Consider the following 19,295-nt stretch of genomic DNA (forward strand, 5'->3'; position numbering starts at 1 on the left):
GAGGGGAATTCGATGACTATCGACACAAGCCGACAGGCCCGCACACGAATGGGCTGGCGGCACGAGATCAGCCGTACCCAGTGGCTGGTCCTGGCCGGCACCACGCTGGGGTGGGGGCTGGACGGCTTCGCGGGCAGTCTCTACGTTCTGGTTCTCGGGCCGGCCATGACGGAGCTGCTGCCCAACAGCGGTATCACCGCCGACCGCGGCGCGATCGGACTCTACGGCGGCCTGACCATGGCCCTGTTCCTGGCCGGCTGGGCCACCGGCGGCATCCTCTTCGGAATCCTGGCCGACTATTTCGGCCGGACGAAAGTGCTCTCCGTCGGCATCCTCACCTACGCGGTGTTCAGTGCGGCCGCGGCGTTCGTCGACAACTGGTGGCAGCTGGGGATCCTGCGCTTCATCGCAGGCCTGGGGTCGGGTGTCGAGGCCCCGGTGGGTGCCGCACTGATCGCCGAGACCTGGCGCAACCGATTCCGGGCGCGGGCCGGCGGTGTGATGATGGCCGGCTACGCGGCAGGATTCTTCGCCGCCGCCGGCGCCTACGCCGTGCTGGGCGGTCAGGGCTGGCGCGTGATGATGATGCTCGCCGGGCTGCCGGCCCTGGTGGTGTGGTTCATCCGGCGGTTCGTCCCGGAACCAGCGGAGATCACCGAGCACCTGCATTCCCGCCGGCAGCGTAAAGCCCAGGGAGCCAGCACATCCCAGGATCGCTTCGTGCTCTGGCGGCTGTTCAGCCCGCCGCTGCTGCGTCCGATGCTGGTGTGCACGGCGCTGGCCACCGGCGCGCTCATCACCTTCTGGAGCGTCTCGACGTGGTACCCGCAACTCATCAGGCAGATCACCACGGCAGCAGGTCTGCCCGGTGCCGTGGCCGACCACCGGGTGGCACTGGCGGCGATGTTGTTCAACGCCGGCGGCATCATCGGCTACGCATCATGGGGGTTCATCGCCGACCTGATCGGCCGTCGCACCACATTCCTGATGAGCTTCACCGTGTCGGCGGTCGCCATCGCCTGGACATTCCCGTTCGACCGGGACTACCCCGAATACCTGGTCGCCATGCCGATTCTCGGGTTCGGGCTCTTCGGTGCACTCTCCGGCACCTTCATCTATGCACCGGAGTTGTTCCCGCCCAGCGTCCGGGCCACCGCGCTGGCCGTGTGCAACAGCGTGGGCCGCTACATCACCGCACTCGGGCCGCTGGCGGCCGGCGTCATCGCCACCACCTGGTTCGACGGCAACCTGGGCCAGGCCACCGCGGGGGTCGCCGCCCTCGGCCTGATCGCCGTTGTCGGGCTGGCGTTCGCGACCGAGACCCGTGGTGCGCCCATGCCGTCGGACACCGAGGTCACACCTGTGGAAGGGAGCCGGTCATGACCGCCTACTCCAGTGCCTCAGCCGCCGTCATCGGTGGCTCCATCGGAGGCCTCACCACCGCACTATTGCTCCGGGACTTAGGCTTTCACGTCGATGTCTACGAGCGCACGCCGACGCCTCTGGACGGCCGGGGCAGTGGGATCGTGCTGCAACCCGACACTGTGCGCTGGTTCGCCGAACGCAGCGGCCAGGACCTCGCCGATCTGAGCACCTCGACGTCCCACGTCCAGTACCTGCAGCGCGACGGCGGAATCGCGCACCGGGAGAAGGCCACCTGGACCTACACCTCCTGGGGGACCTTCTATCGCGCCCTGCTCGCCGACTTCGGCACCGAGCACTACCACTACGGTGAATACGCCTGTGGCTTCAGCCAAAACCACGATCAGGCCACCGTGCGGTTCGTCAGCGGCGCCACCGCCACGGCCGATCTGGTGGTGTTCGCCGACGGGATCACCTCGACGGCACGGGAACGGTTCGACCCCGATGCCTCCCTGCGGTACTCGGGCTACATCGGCTGGCGCGGCACCGTGCCCTGGGCGGCCCTCGGCGATGCGACCCGCGCGATTCTCGACGATGCGATCACCTATGACGTGGTGCCCAACTCCCACATCACCATGTATCCGATCCCGGGTGAGGACGGACTCGACGTGGACCACCGGTTGATGAATTACGTCTGGTATCGCAACGTCGCGCCGGGTCCCGACCTCACCGAGATGCTCATCGACAAGCGTGGCTTCCACGGCTCGGTGTCCGTGCATCCCGGCCAGGTCCAGGATCGATATGTTAGCGAGATGCGCACTGCAGCAACGGAATTGTTCGCACCGGCGGTCGCTGAGGTGGTGACCGCCACCGAGACGCCCTACCTGCAGGTGCTCTCCGATGTCCGCTCGGCCCGGATGGCGCAGGGCCGGGTCGCGCTCATCGGCGACGCCGCCTGTGCATCGCGTCCGCATGCGGCGGCCGGCACCGCCAAAGCGGCTGCGGACGCGTGGGCCCTGGCGGCGGCGCTGAGCGACGCCGCCGGCGACATCACCTCGGCGCTGACCAAGTGGGAACCCGCGCAGCTCCAGCTCAGTGACGCGCTGCTGCGCCGGGTCGTCGACATGGGGGAGCGCTCACAGTTCCACAACACCTGGGTTCCCGGGGACCCGGACCTCCGGTTCGGACTCTACGGGCCCGGCCGCTAACCACCCTGAAAGGAAATCCGATGACTGACAACAACTTTCTGGCCGATCTGCCGCTCGCCGGTGAGCTGGTGGCCACCGACTTCGAGACCTGGCCGGAGTGGCTGCGCCTGGAGTTCGCCGAGCACGCTCACGACGGTCACGTTGGATCGCGGCTGCTGAGCCAGAATGACCGGGTCCGGGTGTGGGAGATCCGACTGGCCCCCGGTGAGCGCTGGCATGCGCACCGACATGTGCTGGACTACTTCTGGACCGCCGTCAACGCCGGGCGCAGCCGGCAGCACACCCATGACGGCACGGTCCGCGAGGTCTCCTACTCGGCAGGCGAGACCCGGCATTTCCACTTCGGTCCCGGCGAGTTCCTTTTGCATGACATCGAGAACATCGGCGACGATGATCTGGTGTTCACCACCGTGGAACATCTCGACAGCGCCAATGCGCCGCTGGATCTGCACGCCGGTGCGACAGGCGATGGGGAGCCCCGGTGATCACGAACCCGATCGCCGACGGCGTGGTCGACGTCCACGCACACTGGCTGCCACGCGAGCTGTTCACCCTCCCGCCCGGCGCCCCGTACGGGCCGATGCATGACCGGGACGGTCAGCTGTATCTGGGTGATCTCCCGCTGTCGATCGCCACGGAGGCCATGAGCGATCCCGACGCGGCAGTGCGCGATATGGATCACGGTCAGCTGTATCTGGGTGATCTCCCGCTGTCGATCGCCACGGAGGCCATGAGCGATCCCGACGCGGCAGTGCGCGATATGGATCGTGCCGCAGTCGGCGTGCGCGTGCTGTCGGCACCGCCGTTTGCCTTCCCGCTCGCCCCCGGTGACGAGGCAGCAGGCTACGCCGACGCCTTCAACGCCGCCCTCGGCGAGGTGGTCGCCACGTCCGAGGGTCGGCTGCTCGGGCTCGGCATGGTCACCCTCGGTGATGCCGCCCAGGCCACCCGACAACTGACGATGCTGGCCGAGACCGAGGGGATCGGCGGGGTGGCTATTCCACCGGTGGTGGGCGGTGGATCGCTCGACAGCGACCCACTGCGACACGTCCTGGCCGAGGCCACCCGCCTGGGTCTGGCGGTGCTCGTCCACCCGATGCAGCTGGCACGGCCGGAATGGTCGAACTACTACCTGGCCAACCTGATCGGAAATCCGGTGGAATCGGCCACCGCGGTGGCCACTCTGCTGCTCAGCGGCCTCGTCGACGAACTGCCTGGTCTGCGAATCTGTTTCGTGCACGGCGGCGGCTGCGCACCAGGCCTGGTGGGCCGGTGGAGCCACGCCTGGACGGCGCGTCCCGACGTCAACGCCCGCGCGTCGCGTCGCCCGGGTGACGCGTTTCGCGATCTGTACTTCGACACCGTGACACACGGCGAGGCCCAGCTGGCCCTGCTCAACCAGCTCGCGGGTACGGACAAGATCCTGTGCGGCAGCGACTATCCGTTCGACATGGCCGAGTCCGAGCCGGCTCGCTTCGCCACCGAGTACGGGCCGGGAGCCGACGCACTGGACCGTGCCGCACAGGCCTTCCTGGGAGTGCGGGCGACGCACACTGCCTCCTTGGCGGCGTCATGACCGCGCTCTTCACCCCTCTGACGTTGCGTGAGGTGACTTTCGCCCACCGGCTGTGGATGTCACCGATGATGCAGTTCTCCGCAGTCCCGGAGGGCCCGCAGATGGGAGCGCCGACAGACTGGCATGTGCAGCACCTCGGCGCCCGCGCGGTCGGCGGGGCGGCGCTGGTGATGACCGAGGCGACGGCTGTCGACCCGGTGGGGCGCAGCAGCATCTACGACCTCGGGCTGTGGAACGACGCGCAGGCCGAGGCCTTCCGCCGGATCACCGGTCTGCTCACCGCCCAGGGCGCCGTGCCCGGAATCCAGCTCGTGCACGCCGGGCGTAAGGCCTCGACCGGCAGGCCGTGGCCGGATCCGAGCCGGGACCCGCAGCAGTGGCCGACGGTCGGCCCCAGCCCGGTGCCGTTCGGGCGCTTGCCTGCGCCGCAGGAACTCGACACCGCGCAGATCAGTTCGATCGTCGACGCGTTCGCCGCTGCTGCGCGGCGGGCCGCGCGGGCCGGATTCCGGGTCCTCGAACTGCACGGTGCCCACGGCTACCTGATTCACCAGTTCCTCTCGCCGGCCTCGAATCTGCGGACCGACCGCTACGGCGGGAGCCTGGAGAACCGGATGCGATTCGCACTCGAGGTGGTCACCGCCGTGCGCGAGCAGTGGCCCGCGGAGCTGCCGCTGTTCTTCCGGGTATCGGCGACCGATTGGCTGGCCGGCGACACCGACGATCCGCGGCCGGGCTGGACGCTCGAGGAATCCATCGAGCTCGCCCGGCGGCTGCAGAAGCTCGGCGTCGACCTGGTGGACGTCTCGACCGGGGGACTGGTGCCGGACGCCACGATCCCGGTGAGTCCCGGCTACCAGGTCCCGTTTGCTGCAGCGGTACGCAGCAAGGCCGACATCCCGGTCACCGCGGTTGGACTGATCACCGAGCCCGACCAGGCCGCGGCCATCGTCGAGACCGGGCAGGCCGACGCTGTTTTCCTGGCTCGTGCGTTGCTCCGAAGCCCGACATGGGTTCGTGAGGCCGCCGCAGCACTCGGCGTGTCCCTGCCCTTCCCGCCGCAGTACACCAGGGCGTTCACGTGACGATCGGGCTGCCCGTCACCAGGGTCGAAGGCGCCGACAAGGTCACCGGCCGCGCCCGCTACACCGCGGACACCGCGGTCGACGGACTCGCTTATGCCGCCGTCGTGCAGTCCGAGGTGGCCCGCGGGGTGGTCAGCGCGGAGTCACTGCAGCACAGCAGTGCCCGGGCCGCCGCAGCACCCGGCGTCCTGCATGTCCTGACTCCGCTGAATTGTCCTGTTCTGCAGCGCCTTCCACGGGATCTGACATTCGATCTACCGCTGGAGCGCCGCCCTCCGCTGTCGGATCTGAGCGTCCAGCATGTCGGGCAGCACATGGCGGTCGTGGTCGCCGAGACACCGGAGGCCGCCACCTATGCCGCCTCGTTGTTCGACCTGCACTACGACGTTCACCCGGCCGCCTCCAGTGCCGCCGACGTGCTCGGCTCCGCTGCGCCGCCGGACGAGAAGGACGGCGAGATCCGCTATGGCAGTTACCTTCCCGATCACTTCGTGAAACTCGAGGAGGAGAAACTGCAGGACCATCGAGGTCCCGCGGAGGAGCCGGTGTCATCGGCGCGGGTCGCCACGCGCTACACCACACCGTTGCACGCGCACTACCCGATCGAATTGTCGGCCACCATCGCCGACTGGACCGGCGACGTCCTCACCGTGCACGACACCACTCGCTGGATCACCGGTGAGCGCACCGCGTTGGCGGCCTACCTGGGTCTGCCGGAATCCCACGTCCGCGTGATCGCGCCTCTGGTCGGTGGGGCATTCGGCTCGAAGAGCTTCCTGTGGATGCATGTCGTGTTGTGCGCGGTGGCCGCCAGGGAGATCGGCCGGCCGGTGAAACTGGTGCTGACCCGCAACCAGATGTTCTCCTCGACGGGGCATCGGCCGCGCACCTACCAGGACGTGGCCTTGGTGGCCGACGACAACGGTGCACTGGCCAGCATCGAACATCACACGCTCACCGAGACCTCGACGGTGGCACACTTCTGCGAGCCGGCCGGACTGTCGAGCCGGTTCCTCTATCGCTCGCCGCGTCTGGTGGTCTCGCACCGGGTGGCCCGAATCAACGCTCCGACACCGTGTTTCATGCGCGGACCGGGAGAGGCGCCGGGCCTGTTCGCCCTGGAGTCGGCGATGGACGAGCTGGCCTGGGAGCTGGGCATGGATCCGCTGGACCTCCGGATCCGCAACCATGCCGGGATCGACCAGGCCAGCGGCAAGCCGTGGTCCGGTAATCATCTGCTGGACTGCTATGCCCTCGGGCGTGAGCGGTTCGGCTGGGACAAGCGGCCGCTGCAGCCGCGGTCGTTGTCAGCCGACGGACTCCAGATCGGCTGGGGGATGGCGACAGCCACCTACCCCGGCCGACGGATGCCGGCCTCGTGCCAGGTCACCACGTCATCTGACGGGACTGTGCGATTCGCCTCGGCCACCCACGAAATCGGCACCGGTGTTCGCACCGTTATGGCGCAGGTCGCGGCCCAGGCCACGGGTCTGCCGCTGGCCCAGGTGGAGTTCGACTCCGGCGACTCGCTGTTCCCTGACGCCCCCTACAGCGGAGCGTCGCAGACCACCGCTACGGTCGGCTCGGCGGTCTTCGCCGCGGCAACGCAGTGGGCGGGCCGACTGCTCGACCTGGTCCGCACCGACCCCGCGAACCCATTCCACGAATGCCGGCGTGACGAGATCGCCATTGACGCAGGAGATGTGGTGGCCCGCGGGCATCGGGTCGCCGTCGCCGAGGTGATCGCACTCGGAGGCCGGCGCTATCTCGATGAGCTCAGTTTCACGGCATCGGTGGACGGTGGTGATCAGGCGGATGTCACATCCCAGTCGTTCGGGGCACACTTCTGCGAGGTGGAGGTCGACGAGCAGATCGGCCGCGCGACGGTGACCCGCTGGGTCGCGGTCATGGACTGTGGGCGGGTGCTCAACCCCGTCCTAGCCCGCAACCAGGTGATGGGCGGCATCACCTTCGGGGTCGGCATGGCCTTGCTCGAGCAGGTGTCCTACGACCCGCGCACCGCACAGTTGATCGGCGAGTACTACGTGCCCACCCATGCCGACCGCCCGGACTTCGACATCACGTTCGTCGACGAACCTGATTACGCGCTCGATCCGATCGGGGTGCGCGGTATCGGCGAGATCGGGGCGTGTGGTGTGGCGGCCGCAGTGGCCAACGCAGTCTTCCATGCCACCGGTCGCCGACTCCGCGACCTTCCGATCACGATCGAAGACCTGATGGGGGACCTGTGACGGAAACCGGATCATCGCAGGAGGTTTCGCTCACCGTCAACGGCGCGCGACATGCGGTCGCGGTCGATGTCCGGACCACGCTGCTCGATCTGCTGCGCGAACGGCTTGGGCTGACGGGTACCAAGAAGGGCTGCGATCACGGATTGTGCGGCGCGTGCACGGTCGTCGTCGACGGGGAGCGGATCGTGAGCTGCCTGGCGCTGGCCATCTCGTTCGACGGATCGACGGTGACCACGATCGAAGGCCTCGCCGACGGTGACGATCTGACAGCGGTCCAGGCTGCCTTCCTCGAACACGACGCTTTCCAGTGCGGGTATTGCACACCGGGACAGATCTGTTCGGCTACGGCGATGCTGCGCGAACACGACCGGGGTGACCTGAGCGCGGCCTCCTTCGACGGTGACCGCCGGGCAGCGCTGCAGGGCCCCACTGCCTTGACCGAGGCCGAGATCCGGGAACGGATGGCCGGCAACATCTGCCGGTGTGGCGCTTACTCCCACATCGTCGATGCCATCGCGGCGGCGGAAGCGCAACCACGATGAAGCCCTTCGCCTTCCAGCACGCGGTGTCGGTGGCCGATGCCATCACGGCGGTCAGCGAGTCCGGTGGCGCCTATCTGGCCGGCGGAACGAACCTCGTCGATCTGATGAAAAACGGAGTAGTCCAACCCGATCGGCTGATCGATATCCGCCGGCTGGGTCTGGCGATGGTGGAGCCGACCGCGTCCGGCGGAGTGCGCATCGGGTCGGGCGTCACCAACAGTGCACTGGCGAATCATCCGCTGATCAGGTCGCAGTACCCGGTGCTCTCGCACGCGATTCTCAGTGGTGCCACCACCCAGCTCCGCAATATGGCCACCGTCGGCGGCAATCTGCTGCAGCGGACCCGGTGTCCCTACTTCATGCAGCCCGAGTTCAGCCAGTGCAACAAGCGGCAGCCGGGATCGGGATGTGCTGCACTCGGCGGATTTCACCGGGAACACGCCATCTTCGGGGCCAGCGCGAGCTGTGTGGCGATCAACCCCTCGGATATGGCGGTGGCCCTGAGCATCCTCGACGCCGTCGTGCACGTCGAGGGCCCCGACGGTCCGCGGTCCATCCGGTTCGGGGACTTTCACACCCTGCCCGGCGCCAACCCGGAGGTCGAGAACTCCCTGCGGCCGGGCGAGCTGATCCTGGCCGTCGAACTGCCACCGTCCCCCTATGCCGATCGTTCCTGGTATCTCAAGCTGCGGGACCGGCACAGTTACGCCTTCGCGCTGGTGTCCGCGGCGGTGGGCCTTGAACTGTCCGACGGGGTGATCACCTCAGCCGCTGTGGCATTGGGTGCAGTGGCGGCCATCCCGTGGCGGGTGCCGGCAGCGCAAGAGGCGTTGATCGGTCGCCGCGCCGACCACGACGCGTTCGAGGCCGCGGCACAGCTGGCGATCGAAGGTGCCGAGCCGCTCCAGCAGAACGCGTTCAAGGTCCCGCTGGTCCGCCAGGCCATCATTCGGGCGCTCAGCCGGGCGGCGGCCGCCTCCGACAGTCGGGATTAACCGCCCGGTAGCGGTCGCGACGGCACGCCCGGTGTCCCGATCCGGCCCGCCAGCCACGGTAGCGCGTCACGGAAACCGCTTGCTGCCGAACCGAAGTCGTGGCCGCCGCGATAGCCCACGACCGAACACTCGACACCGTGCGCAGCGAGGAGCTCGCAGAGCTGGTTCGCGGTCTTGTTGTGGTCCTCGGAGTAGGTGTCCCAGTCGGGATACTCGGCGTCGCGCGAACCGCTGCCTGCCGCTCGGTGCACCGTCGGAACATCGGCGGACACTCCGAGCCAGGCCGCCACGTCGTAGTAGTACCCGCGCTTCTCGACGATGGTCTTGGGATCGAAAGCCGCCCAGGCTTGTTCGTCCCCACCGAAGAGCCGGGCGATGGTCTGCTGCCTCTTCCCGGCGTTCGGCCCCAGCTGGCCGTCGAGGTCGACGAAGGCGCTGAACTTGTCGGGGTGGCGCACCGTCAGGGTCAACGCGCACGTTCCCCCGGACGACCATCCCACCAGACCCCAGTTCGCGGCCTGATCGCTGACGCCGAAGGTGGAGATGACATAGGGCACAAACTCGTTGACGAGGTGATCGGCGGCGTTGCCGCGCGGCCCGTTGACACACTCGGTGTCGTTGGTGAACGAACCGCTGGTGTCGGGGAAGACCACTACCGGTGTCACCCCGCGGTGCTGCAGGGCGAAGTCGTCCAGGATGCTCAGCGCATGACCGGATTGCAGCCAGTCCGCGGGGGAGCTGAGCTCGGCGCCGAGCATCATCACCACCGGTAGTTCGGGCGGCGGGTTCGAGGTGAACCACACCGGCGGCAGGTAGACCAGTTCGGTGCGGTGGGCGAACCCGGACACATCGCCTGGTGTCACGATCGACACCACGGTGCCGCGCGTCGGGCGCACCCCATCGCGTTGCATCGCAGCCAGTTTCGCCTGATCGATCCATTGCGGCGGCAGCTGGCCGGTGACCCGCTGCCACGCTGTCTGGACTGTCGGCAGATAGCCCAGCGAGGCATTGAGCACGGCCGCGGCCGCCACTACACACAGTGGAACCGCGAGGATCGCCACGAGGCGGCGCCACCACGGCGACCCCGGCCAGCCGAGCACCAGCACCGCGGCGGCCAGGCCGGTCAACCCGATCCACACCCACATGCCCCACGGATAGACCGAACCGAGTCCCTGGCGGTCGACGAACCACCACACCGCGCCGATCAGGACCACCCCGACGGCCGCGCTCACCGGAAGCCAGCGCAACCGCCATCGCCTCGTCCGCCAGCCCACCGCGGCGATCACCGCGGCACCCGCAACGACCTGCAGGGCCACCGGCAGCCAGCCGTCGATCAGTGACAGCCCGGGGGATCCTGCGGGCGCGATATCGCCCGGCGGGCTGGCCGCCGGAACAGCGCTGGGGCTATTGCCCGGTTGGGGTTCGGCTTCCGGTTCCGGGGCCGGGATGGGATGGGCAGCCAGGAAGGACTCGCAGTCATTGGGTACCGGCTGTTCGGACAGCCGGCTGGCGATCCACGTCAGCACGTCGGGATCGAGGGTGGGCGACGGTTGCGGGCGGACGGTGATCTGGTCGCCCATCCCACAGGCCCGCGCGATGGCCCGCTCGGTCCACGATGCGGGTGCCAGTGTGTCCTGATCGCCGTAGCTCACCAGCATGGGCTGCTGCGCAGGTCCTTGTGGCAGTGAGGTTTTCCGTAGATAGGTGCGCAGTGTCGCCAGCGCAGCCGGGGTGGCTGGCCGCAGGTCGTCGGGGCTGATCTGGGCGCTGGCCGCCGCCCGCGCCGCGTCGTCAGCGGGCTGGCAGCCCAGCAGCAGATCCCAGTGCTGGGTCGCTGCACCGCGGCGGTAGTCATCGAGCCGGAACTGGCCCTTGTACTCAGTTGCCAGGGCGGCCAGATAGGAGATGTAGAGGCGTTGCTGTTCGGGTGTCAGCGTGCCGTCGGCGGCCGCGTCGGCCAGCCCCGCGAGATCCGTCAGCGGCGACAGGCTGACGGTCCCGCGCAGGCTTCCGAAGCCGTAGTTGTCGGCGAGTTCGTTGAGCGCCCAGGCCGCCTGCCCGCCCTGCACCTCGCCCATCGCGGCCCAGATCGGTGAGGTGTCGGCCACCAGGTTCTTGGCGGCGCGCACGGCATCGATCAGGTTGTAGCCGGCGGTGGTGGAATCCAGCGCGGGATAGTAGAGCCGCTTGCCGTCGGACGGGTCGCCCAGCCCCTGGTAGTCGGGCACCGCGACGACATAACCGGCGGTGAGCAGATCATTGATCGTGTTCGGTTGCGGCCGTGCGCATCCGGGGCCGGATCCGGCGATTGCCGGACCGTAGGCCACCACGTGATAACCGCCCGGCGGTGCCGGGCTACGGGGAACGTAGACCGATCCGGTGACGTGGGTGGTGGAGTCGTCGACGCCGGAGCGCGACACGTAGGTGATGCGCCGCGCCTCGGCCGCCGCAGCGGGCACGGTTCCCGACACCGTCTCCTGCTGCAGGATCGCCCCCGAATCAGACGCCTGTTGCGGTGGCTTCGGGGCTGATCCGCCGCAGCCGGCCAGCAGGACCGCGACGACGATCGCCAGGACGATGCGCACACCGGCCATCGACTGCCTCCCCGAACTGTGCGGTGCTAGCTTCCGCTGAGCAGACCCTTGGCCACGTGGGTGATCTGCACCTCGTTACTTCCGGCGTAGATCATCAGCGACTTGGCGTCACGGGCGAGCTGCTCGACCCGGTACTCGGTCATATAGCCGTTGCCGCCGAACAATTGGATGGCCTCCATCGCCACGTCGGTGGCGGCCTGCGAGCAGTAGTACTTCATCGCCGACGCTTCGGCCAGCGAGATCGTGGTACCGGTCTCGCCGCATTCGATGACCCGGAAGAGCATGTTGCGGACGTTCATCCGGGCCACTTCCATGTTGGCCAGTTTGAGCTGGATCAGCTGGAACTGCCCGATCTCCTTGCCCCACAACGTCCGGGTCCTGGCGTAGTCCACACACAGCCGCAGGCATTCCTCGATGGCCCCGAGTGCCATCGCCACCACACCGATCCGCTCGGCGGCGAAGTTGGACCGCGCACTGGCCCGGCCGTCGCCCGAGGCGTTGTCCTCGGTCTCGCCGAGCAGCCGGTCCCGGCCCAGACGCACGTTGTTGAAGAACAGCTCACCGGTGCGGGAACTGTGAATACCCATCTTGCGGAACGGCTTTGCCTGGACGAAGCCCTCCATGCCCTTCTCGAGGACGAAGGTCAGCACCTTGCGGTCGCGCTTGTCGATGGTCGGGTCGCCTTCGTCGAGCTTGGCGTAGACCACCACGATGTCGGCGTCGGGCCCATTGGTGATGAACGTCTTCTGCCCGTTGAGGATGTAATCCTCACCGTCACGAACGACATAGGATTTCATGCCGCCGAAGGCGTCCGACCCGGAATCCGGCTCGGTGATCGCCCACGCGCCGACCTTCTCGTAGGTCACCAGTTCGGGCAGCCAGCGCTCCTGCTGGGCCAGCGTGCCGCGCGAAGCGATGGTGGGCACGGTCAGCCCCAGGCTGACCCCCATCCCGGTGACCAGACCCATGCTGACCCGGCACAGCTCGCTGATGAGCGCGAAACCCATACCGCCGGAGCCGCCTTCGCCGAACATGCCGGACGACTTCGAGCCCGCATCGCTCTGTCCGGTGGCTTCCTTCTCGCGGGCACGGGCCAAGCGCTTGTCCAGCGATTCGCGTGCCATGTCGGCGATGCCGAAGGTGGCGAACAACTTCCGGATGATGGGGTAGGGCTCCATCTCGCCGCTCTCGAGCGCGTCGATGTGCGGGCGCACCTCTTTGTCGACGAATTCGCGGACGGCGTCACGCACGGCAAGGTCGACGTCGGACCATTCGATCACGGGTTAGCTCCGGTTCACGCGGCTGCGGTACGTCCTCGGGCGGGCCGCAGTCCGGCAAGTGAGAACGTCGTGTGGACCAAGGATCCGGCGCGCGCGACGAGCCCTTTGTGTCTGGGGACATAGTGCATGGGCATGCCGCGGCGATCTTTCGGGGGTGCCATGAAGCCGGGTGCTTCCACCAGTGGCGAGTTCTCGGGGACCTTTCCGGCAGCCCGGCGATACGCCGACAACGCGCGCGGATGCAGCCGAATCTCGTCGGGAACGCCCCAGAACGCCACCTCGACGGCCTTGCCCAGCAGCCTCAGCAGAATCTCGTCGGCCGGGGTCCACCGCATCCCCGCCTTTTCCCGCACCACCGGGTCGAACAGGCCGGCGGCGATCCAGCGCTGGCCGGCCACCATCGGCTTGAACAGCTGGTCCCAGACCGGGGTGGGCATCATGACGAACTTCGGTTTGGGAATGCGGATGTCGAAGATGTCCAGCGTCGCCCGATTGATCTCCAGCTCGTCGCGGCACACCCGGTCCCAGTACTCGCAAAATTCCTCCCACGACTTCGGGACCGGCCGCATGCTCATGCCGTACATCTCGTACCACTGCACGTGCTCGTCGAACAGCTGGCGCTTCTCGGCCTCGGTCAGGCCGCCGCAGAAGTACTCGGCCACCTTGAGGATCAGCATGAAGAACGTGGCGTGCGCCCAGTAGAAGGTCTCCGGATCCAGCGCGTGGTAGCGCCGGCCGGCCTGGTCCACGCCTTTGATGGAGGTGTGGAATCCCTTGATCTGCTCACCGGTCTGACGGGCCCGCTGGCCGTCGTAGACCACCCCCATGATCGGGTAGACCGACCGGGCGACGCGCTGCAGCGGTTCGCGCAACAGGATCGAGTGCTCCTCGACGCCGGCACCGAGTTGCGGATACATGTTCTGCAGCGATCCGATCCACACCCCGAGCATCCCGGTGCGCAGATCGCCGAAGTACTTCCACGTCAGCGAGTCCGGCCCCAGCGGAGTCGGCTCGGCGGGTTTCTGGGTCTTCTTCGACCTCATCGTCTGACGATAAGGCTGACAACACGCGTTGTCTAGAATGGCGACGAAGCTGTGACCAGTCGTTTGGCGAAGCGATACGTTGGCCCGCTCACACCTGGTTGGCTGCACCGAAAACCGTTCCCTACCCTTGATCTTGTGGACGTCGAGCCGTCCGACGGTCAACCTGTTCCCGACGTTGACGTCGACCAACTTCCGCGGCAAGGACGGGGTCCCGCCGCGTGGCTGCACCACACCAACCACCACCCCGATGTGATCGCGCTGATCCGCCGTGCCCGCCGCATCCTGCCGGGTGATCCGGACTTCGGTGACCCGCTCTCGGCGGCGGGCGACGGCGGCGCCAGAGCCGCCGCCCGGGCTGCCGACCGCCTGCTGCGCGACCGCGACGCCGCCACCCGGGAAGTGAGTTTGGCCACCCTGCAGGTCTGGCAGGCGCTGACCGAACGGGTATCGGGACGGCCCGCCAACCCGGAGGTGACGTTGGTGTTCACCGACCTGGTGGGTTTCTCCAGCTGGTCCCTGCAGGCCGGTGACGACGCCACGCTGCGGCTGCTGCGCCGGGTCGCCCAGGTTGCCGAGCCGCCTCTACTCGACGCCGGCGGCCACATCGTCAAGCGCATGGGCGACGGGATGATGGCCGTCTTCCGGGACCCCGCGACCGCGCTGCGGGCCACTGTCGCTGCCCGCGAGGCCGTCCGAACGGTCGAGGTAGACGGCTATACGCCGCGGATGCGGGCCGGTATTCACACCGGCCGCCCGCAGCGGATCGGCTCGGACTGGTTGGGTGTCGACGTCAACGTCGCCGCCCGGGTGATGGAACGCGCCACCCGGGGCGGACTGATCGTGTCCGAGAAGACCCTCGAACGCATCGACCAGGACGATCTCGATGCGCTGGGCGCCACCGTCAAGCGGGTCCGGCGCCAAGTGTTCGGGTCACGCTCCCACGGGGTGCCGCCCGATCTGGCGATGTACCGGGTGCGGACCCGCAGGGACCTCCCAGCCGAGGACGATGCCGAGGACCTCGACGCGCAGGCATAGTGGAGAGCGATGTTTCGTGCAGTACTGGCCCGGCTGGCTCGCGTCCGGGTGACCCTCGGCTACACCGCGGCCCTGGTGGCGGTCGCAACCGCCCTGCTGGCGCTGGGTCCGCATGTGCGCGACCAAGTCATCCGGCACGCCAGTACCAATCTGCACAATCTCGGTGAAGGCCGGATCGGCACGCTGATCGGCAGCGCCTTCGTCAACGAGGCCGGACCGATCTACGTCTGGCTGCCGGGGCTGGTCGCTCTGCTGGCCGTGGCCGAACTGGTGCTGCGCAGCTGGCGGGTGGTGGTGGCCTTCGTCGTCGGCCATGTCGGCGCCACTCTGCTGGTCGCGGCCGGGCTGGCCGCCGCGGTCGGCGTCGGCGTGCTGTCGATGTCGATCGTCGATGTCACTGATGTCGGGATGAGCTACGGCGCCATCGGGGTTCTCGGAGCGCTGACCGCAGCGATCCCGCGGCGATGGCGGGCCGCGTGGACCGGGTGGTGGCTGGCGGTGGCCTTCGGCTCGGCTGCCGTCTCCGGTGGAGACTTCACCAGCGTGGGGCATGCCGTCGCCCTGGTATTGGGCATGGTCGTCGGAACCCGCTTCGGGCATCCCGCGCACTGGACCACGGCCCGATACGGGCTGCTCGCCGTCGCTATCGCCTTCGGTTACATGATCCTGGCCTACACCCCGGTATCGATTGCCGCGACGGCCGCGCTCGGCAGTGCCGGCGCCGTGATGGCGTACTGGGTCGACCGGCGCCGGCAGGTCCGGCGCACGATCGCACCCGCTCCGGCTGCCGCGCCACTGACCGCCTCCTGACCTTCCGCTGATCGGGTTCAGGGAATTCGCCGCACTCAAAATTGAGTCATATATGACGCAAATCTAGTCACATGTGACATCGCTGTGGTACGAATTCTCCTGACGCCGAAGGGAGCCACCGCATGACCGGATCACTTGTCGACATCGGGCGCGGGTAGGGGAATCGGCGACCGGACATGACACACCGGCATGCGACACCGGCAGTGCGACGAGCGGTCCGCCCCGTGGTGGGGCTGGTGTCGGTGGCGTTGCTGGTTGCGGTCGTCGCCACCGCGGTGATGATGTTCCGCGGCGACGCGGGAGACGGCGTTCCGATCACGGTCGTCGCCCCCCGCGCCGGTCTGGTGATGAATCCGGGCGCCAAGGTCAAGATGCGCGCGATCCAGGTCGGCACTGTCACGGCGATCGATCAGTCACCGAATGGCCAAGCCGTGCTGCATCTTTCGATGGACCCGGCGCAGCTGCACCTGATCCCGTCGAACGCGACGGTCGACATCGCCTCGACCACCGTGTTCGGGGCCAAGCTCGTCCAGCTCAGCTCACCCGAGCAGCCCTCACCACAACCGATGCACGCCGGGCAGGTCATCGACGCGGGCAACGTGACCGTGGAGATCAACACCGTCTTCCAGCAGCTCACCTCGATGCTCTCGCGGATCAAGCCCGAACAGCTCAACGAGATCCTCGGCGCGCTCGCCGCCGGGTTCGACGGCCGCGGCACCACGCTCGGCGAGACGTTCTCCCACTTCGATGCGGTCCTGGCCCAGATCGAGCCCAGCCTGGACAACCTGCGGCACGACATCTCCGCGGCCGATACCGCCGCCGCATCGTATGCGGCGGCGGCGCCCGACCTGATGCGCACCGCCGCCAACGCGACCCGGATCAGTGACACGATCATCGATCGTCAGGGTGACCTGGATGCGTTGCTGCTCAGTGCAATCGGGCTCGCCGACATCGGCACCGACGTCATCGACACCAATCAGCACGCCATCACCGACGTCCTGCACCTGCTGGCTCCCACTACCGATCTCGCCAGCAGTTACCACGAAGCGCTGAACTGTTCGCTGCTCGGACTGCTACCCATCGCCAAGGCCCCGCCCCAGGCAGAACCGGGCGCGGTGGTCTCGGTGAGTTTCACCTTCGGCCTCGAGCGCTACCGCTACCCGGGCAATCTCCCGAAGGTGGCCGCCACCGGCGGACCGCACTGCGCCGACCAGGGCCTGCCGTACGTGGCGCCGGAGACCAGTCCGCCCTTCGTGGTGACCGATATCGGTGCCAACCCCGCCCAGTACGGCAACCAGGGCATCCTGCTGAACTCCGACGGGCTCAAGCAGGCGCTCTACGGTCCACTCGACGGGCCACCACGCAACTCCGCGCAGATCGGGCAACCCGGATGAGGTCCACCGGGGTGAAGTTCACCGTGTTCGCCGTGGCGATGGTGCTGGCGACCGTAGGGCTGTTCGCGACATTCGGGCAGTACCGCACCGGTGCCACCTACGGCTACTCCGCGGAGTTCACCGACGCCTCCCGGCTGAAGGCCGGTGACAGCGTGCGCGCCGCCGGAATCCGGATCGGCACCGTGAACTCCGTCGAACTGCGCAGCGACGCAACCGTTCTGGTTACCTTCGAAGCCGACAGGGACGTCGTCCTGACTACCGCGACCAAAGTGGCGGTGCGCTACCTGAACCTGGTCGGTGACCGCTACCTCGAACTGGTCGACGCGCCGGGATCCACCGCATTCCTGGCGCCGGGGGCCCGTATCCCGGTGAGCCGCACCCAACCCGCGCTCGATCTCGACGTCCTGCTGAACGGACTCAAGCCCGTCATCGCCAGTCTGGAACCGCGAGACGTCAACGAACTCACCACCGCGCTGGTCGGGATTCTGCAGGGCCAGGGCGGCACCCTGCAGTCGCTGTTCTCCAAGACCGCATCGTTCACGACGGCGCTGGCCGACAACGACCAGGTGATCCAACAGCTCATCGACAACCTCAAGACGGTGCTGACGGCGCTGACCAAGGAGGGGAGCCGATTCAGCGACGCCATCGACCGCATCGAGAAGACCATCACCGACTTCTCCGGCGACCGTGACGACATCGGTACCGCCATCGACGCATTGGATCGGGGCACCGCCTCGCTTGCCGACCTGCTGGGAACGGCCCGGCCGCCACTGGCCGGTGTCGTGACTGAATTGAGCCGGGTGGCACCACTTTTGGATCAGGACAAAGAACGCGTGGATCTGGCACTGCAACGCGCGCCGGAGAACTATCGCAAGCTCACCCGGCTGGGTGCCTACGGCAGCTTCATCCAGATGTACGTCTGCGGGATGTCGGTGCGGGTCTCCGACCTGCAGGGCCGGACCGCGGTATTCCCGTGGATCAAGCAGACCGAAGGCAGGTGTTCCGAACCGTGATGCTGCGCTACCGGGGTGCCGCACTGATTCGAGCCGGGGTCATCGGCGTCGTACTCGCGGTGCTCGTCGTGCTCGTCGGGCTGGCACCACAGCGGCTGTGGTCGTGGGGAACCCAGGTGCGGTATCAGGCCCTATTCCCGGAGGCCGGTGGACTGGTGGCCGGTAACGACGTGCTGGTCGCCGGGGTCAAAGTCGGCACCGTGTCGGCGGTGAGCTTGCGCCGCGGTGACGCGCTGGCCACCTTCACCGTGGACGGCAGCGTGTACCTGGGCTCCCAGACCACGGCCCACATCAAGACCGGCACCGTACTGGGTGCCCGGGTGGTGACACTGATCCCGGCCGGAAGTGGTGCCCTGCACCCCGCCGATGTCATCCCGGTTACCCGGACATCATCGCCCTACGTGCTCACCGATGCTATCGGTGACCTCACCACCAACGCCGCCGGTGTCGACACCGCAAGCCTGAACGCCTCATTGCAGACCCTGTCGGACACCGTCGAGGCCATCGCACCGCAACTGGGGCCGACGCTGGACGGGCTGACCCGGCTGTCCCGATCGATCAACGGCCGCAACGAAACCCTGCGCGAGTTGCTGCATCAGGCCGGCGATCTGTCCGCGGTGCTGGCGCAGCGCCGCCAACAGGTCAACGCGCTCATCCTCAACGGATCCGAGCTCGTCTCGGCCCTCGCCCAGCGGCGCCAGGCCATCGCCGCCCTGCTCGCCAACACCTCCGCGGTGAGCCGTCAACTCTCCGGCCTGATCCACGACAACGAAGACAAGCTCGCCCCCACCCTGGCCAAGCTCAACTCGGTGATGGCCGTCCTGCAGAAGAACAACGACAACATCGCCAAGGCGCTGCCCGGGCTCGCCAAGTACGAGATCACCATGGGGGAGGCGGTATCGAGCGGGTTCTACTACCAGGCCTACACCGCCAACGTGGTGCCCGCCGAATTCCTGCAGCCCTTCCTCGACTACGCCTTCGGCTTCCGCCGCGGCACCGACGCCGGCCAGCCCCCGGACAATGCCGGGCCGCGCGCGGAGTTTCCGTTCCCCTACAACGCGATTCCGCAAGCAACTCCCCAGCAGCAGGAGGGCCCACCGTGATCA

Annotated in this window: 16 protein-coding genes and 1 pseudogene; 13 read left to right on the forward strand and 4 right to left on the reverse strand. The window is 67.8% G+C overall.

Annotated elements, in window-relative coordinates; translation table 11 throughout:
* Nucleotides 1-12 precede the first annotated feature (12 nt).
* The 8 genes from BN3385_RS18415 to BN3385_RS18450 are packed head-to-tail and all read left to right on the forward strand — an operon-like array spanning nucleotide 13 to nucleotide 9,020.
* The gene (locus BN3385_RS18415) at nucleotides 13-1,383 is read left to right on the forward strand and encodes an MFS transporter (RefSeq protein ID WP_231748761.1); all 1,371 of its coding nucleotides are present in this window, start codon (nucleotides 13-15) and stop codon (nucleotides 1,381-1,383) included.
* A complete protein-coding gene (locus BN3385_RS18420; protein ID WP_059018796.1) occupies nucleotides 1,380-2,570 on the forward strand; it encodes an FAD binding domain-containing protein in 1,191 nt (396 codons plus the stop codon). Before BN3385_RS18415 ends, BN3385_RS18420 begins: the two co-directional genes overlap by 4 nt.
* A 20-nt stretch (nucleotides 2,571-2,590) precedes the next feature.
* Complete coding sequence (locus tag BN3385_RS18425; RefSeq protein WP_059018798.1) at nucleotides 2,591-3,055, forward strand: cupin domain-containing protein; 465 nt, start codon at nucleotides 2,591-2,593, stop codon at nucleotides 3,053-3,055.
* Nucleotides 3,052-4,146 (forward strand): amidohydrolase family protein, encoded by a 1,095-nt coding sequence (locus tag BN3385_RS18430; RefSeq protein ID WP_059018800.1) that lies wholly within the window; start codon nucleotides 3,052-3,054, stop codon nucleotides 4,144-4,146. Before BN3385_RS18425 ends, BN3385_RS18430 begins: the two co-directional genes overlap by 4 nt.
* Nucleotides 4,143-5,231: an NADH:flavin oxidoreductase/NADH oxidase gene (locus BN3385_RS18435; protein ID WP_059018802.1), complete on the forward strand. Its 1,089-nt coding sequence runs from the start codon at nucleotides 4,143-4,145 to the stop codon at nucleotides 5,229-5,231. The genes BN3385_RS18430 and BN3385_RS18435 overlap by 4 nt, the downstream gene beginning before the upstream one ends.
* Entirely contained in the window at nucleotides 5,228-7,483 is a 2,256-nt protein-coding gene (locus tag BN3385_RS18440) for a xanthine dehydrogenase family protein molybdopterin-binding subunit (protein WP_059018804.1), read from the forward strand. Before BN3385_RS18435 ends, BN3385_RS18440 begins: the two co-directional genes overlap by 4 nt.
* Nucleotides 7,480-8,025 carry a (2Fe-2S)-binding protein gene (locus BN3385_RS18445; RefSeq protein WP_059018806.1) on the forward strand — a complete coding sequence of 182 codons (546 nt, stop codon included), beginning with the start codon at nucleotides 7,480-7,482 and terminating at the stop codon, nucleotides 8,023-8,025. The genes BN3385_RS18440 and BN3385_RS18445 overlap by 4 nt, the downstream gene beginning before the upstream one ends.
* Nucleotides 8,022-9,020, forward strand: a complete 999-nt coding sequence (locus BN3385_RS18450; RefSeq protein WP_059018808.1) for an FAD binding domain-containing protein — start codon at nucleotides 8,022-8,024, stop codon at nucleotides 9,018-9,020. Before BN3385_RS18445 ends, BN3385_RS18450 begins: the two co-directional genes overlap by 4 nt.
* Here the strand turns inward: BN3385_RS18450 and BN3385_RS29465 are convergent.
* The 4 genes and pseudogenes from BN3385_RS29465 to BN3385_RS18465 all read right to left on the reverse strand — a co-directional run bounded on the left by BN3385_RS29465 (nucleotide 9,017) and on the right by BN3385_RS18465 (nucleotide 13,937).
* Nucleotides 9,017-10,387, reverse strand: coding sequence for an alpha/beta hydrolase-fold protein (locus BN3385_RS29465; RefSeq protein WP_059022132.1), 1,371 nt, complete (start codon nucleotides 10,385-10,387; stop codon nucleotides 9,017-9,019). The two genes, BN3385_RS18450 and BN3385_RS29465, sit on opposite strands and share 4 nt — an antisense overlap.
* Nucleotides 10,388-10,516: 129 nt before the next feature.
* Nucleotides 10,517-11,614 (reverse strand): annotated as a pseudogene (locus tag BN3385_RS29470) (lipase family protein); the annotation flags it as partial.
* A 26-nt stretch (nucleotides 11,615-11,640) separates the two neighbouring features.
* A complete protein-coding gene (locus tag BN3385_RS18460) occupies nucleotides 11,641-12,894 on the reverse strand; it encodes an acyl-CoA dehydrogenase family protein (protein ID WP_059018810.1) in 1,254 nt (417 codons plus the stop codon).
* A 14-nt stretch (nucleotides 12,895-12,908) separates the two neighbouring features.
* Nucleotides 12,909-13,937, reverse strand: coding sequence for an oxygenase MpaB family protein (locus BN3385_RS18465; RefSeq protein WP_059018812.1), 1,029 nt, complete (start codon nucleotides 13,935-13,937; stop codon nucleotides 12,909-12,911).
* Nucleotides 13,938-14,039: 102 nt separating this feature from the next.
* Between BN3385_RS18465 and BN3385_RS18470 the strand changes: the two genes are divergently transcribed.
* From BN3385_RS18470 to BN3385_RS18490, 5 genes are all read left to right on the forward strand, one after another.
* On the forward strand, nucleotides 14,040-14,972 hold the full coding sequence (locus tag BN3385_RS18470) for an adenylate/guanylate cyclase domain-containing protein (protein WP_502688105.1): 933 nt from the start codon (nucleotides 14,040-14,042) through the stop codon (nucleotides 14,970-14,972).
* 9 nt (nucleotides 14,973-14,981) lie between these two features.
* Nucleotides 14,982-15,782, forward strand: a complete 801-nt coding sequence (locus tag BN3385_RS18475; protein ID WP_059018815.1) for a rhomboid-like protein — start codon at nucleotides 14,982-14,984, stop codon at nucleotides 15,780-15,782.
* A 176-nt stretch (nucleotides 15,783-15,958) separates the two neighbouring features.
* Complete coding sequence (locus BN3385_RS18480) at nucleotides 15,959-17,176, forward strand: MCE family protein (protein WP_059018817.1); 1,218 nt, start codon at nucleotides 15,959-15,961, stop codon at nucleotides 17,174-17,176.
* Entirely contained in the window at nucleotides 17,173-18,189 is a 1,017-nt protein-coding gene (locus BN3385_RS18485) for an MCE family protein (RefSeq protein ID WP_059018819.1), read from the forward strand. Before BN3385_RS18480 ends, BN3385_RS18485 begins: the two co-directional genes overlap by 4 nt.
* Nucleotides 18,189-19,292 (forward strand): MCE family protein, encoded by a 1,104-nt coding sequence (locus BN3385_RS18490; RefSeq protein WP_059022134.1) that lies wholly within the window; start codon nucleotides 18,189-18,191, stop codon nucleotides 19,290-19,292. Before BN3385_RS18485 ends, BN3385_RS18490 begins: the two co-directional genes overlap by 1 nt.
* Nucleotides 19,293-19,295 lie beyond the last annotated feature (3 nt).

It is taken from the genome of Mycobacterium sp. M26, from assembly GCF_001494595.1.
In the GTDB taxonomy this organism is placed as follows: Bacteria; Actinomycetota; Actinomycetes; order Mycobacteriales; family Mycobacteriaceae; genus Mycobacterium.

Coding starts and splice junctions, on each gene's coding strand:
- BN3385_RS18465 (WP_059018812.1), bottom strand. CDS start 13,937: ATGAGGTCGAAGAAGACCCAGAAACCCGCCGAGCCGACTCCGCTGGGG.
- BN3385_RS18485 (WP_059018819.1), top strand. CDS start 17,173: ATGAGGTCCACCGGGGTGAAGTTCACCGTGTTCGCCGTGGCGATGGTG.
- BN3385_RS18450 (WP_059018808.1), top strand. CDS start 8,022: ATGAAGCCCTTCGCCTTCCAGCACGCGGTGTCGGTGGCCGATGCCATC.
- BN3385_RS18475 (WP_059018815.1), top strand. CDS start 14,982: ATGTTTCGTGCAGTACTGGCCCGGCTGGCTCGCGTCCGGGTGACCCTC.
- BN3385_RS18420 (WP_059018796.1), top strand. CDS start 1,380: ATGACCGCCTACTCCAGTGCCTCAGCCGCCGTCATCGGTGGCTCCATC.
- BN3385_RS18490 (WP_059022134.1), top strand. CDS start 18,189: ATGCTGCGCTACCGGGGTGCCGCACTGATTCGAGCCGGGGTCATCGGC.
- BN3385_RS18435 (WP_059018802.1), top strand. CDS start 4,143: ATGACCGCGCTCTTCACCCCTCTGACGTTGCGTGAGGTGACTTTCGCC.
- BN3385_RS18425 (WP_059018798.1), top strand. CDS start 2,591: ATGACTGACAACAACTTTCTGGCCGATCTGCCGCTCGCCGGTGAGCTG.
- BN3385_RS18480 (WP_059018817.1), top strand. CDS start 15,959: ATGACACACCGGCATGCGACACCGGCAGTGCGACGAGCGGTCCGCCCC.
- BN3385_RS18415 (WP_231748761.1), top strand. CDS start 13: ATGACTATCGACACAAGCCGACAGGCCCGCACACGAATGGGCTGGCGG.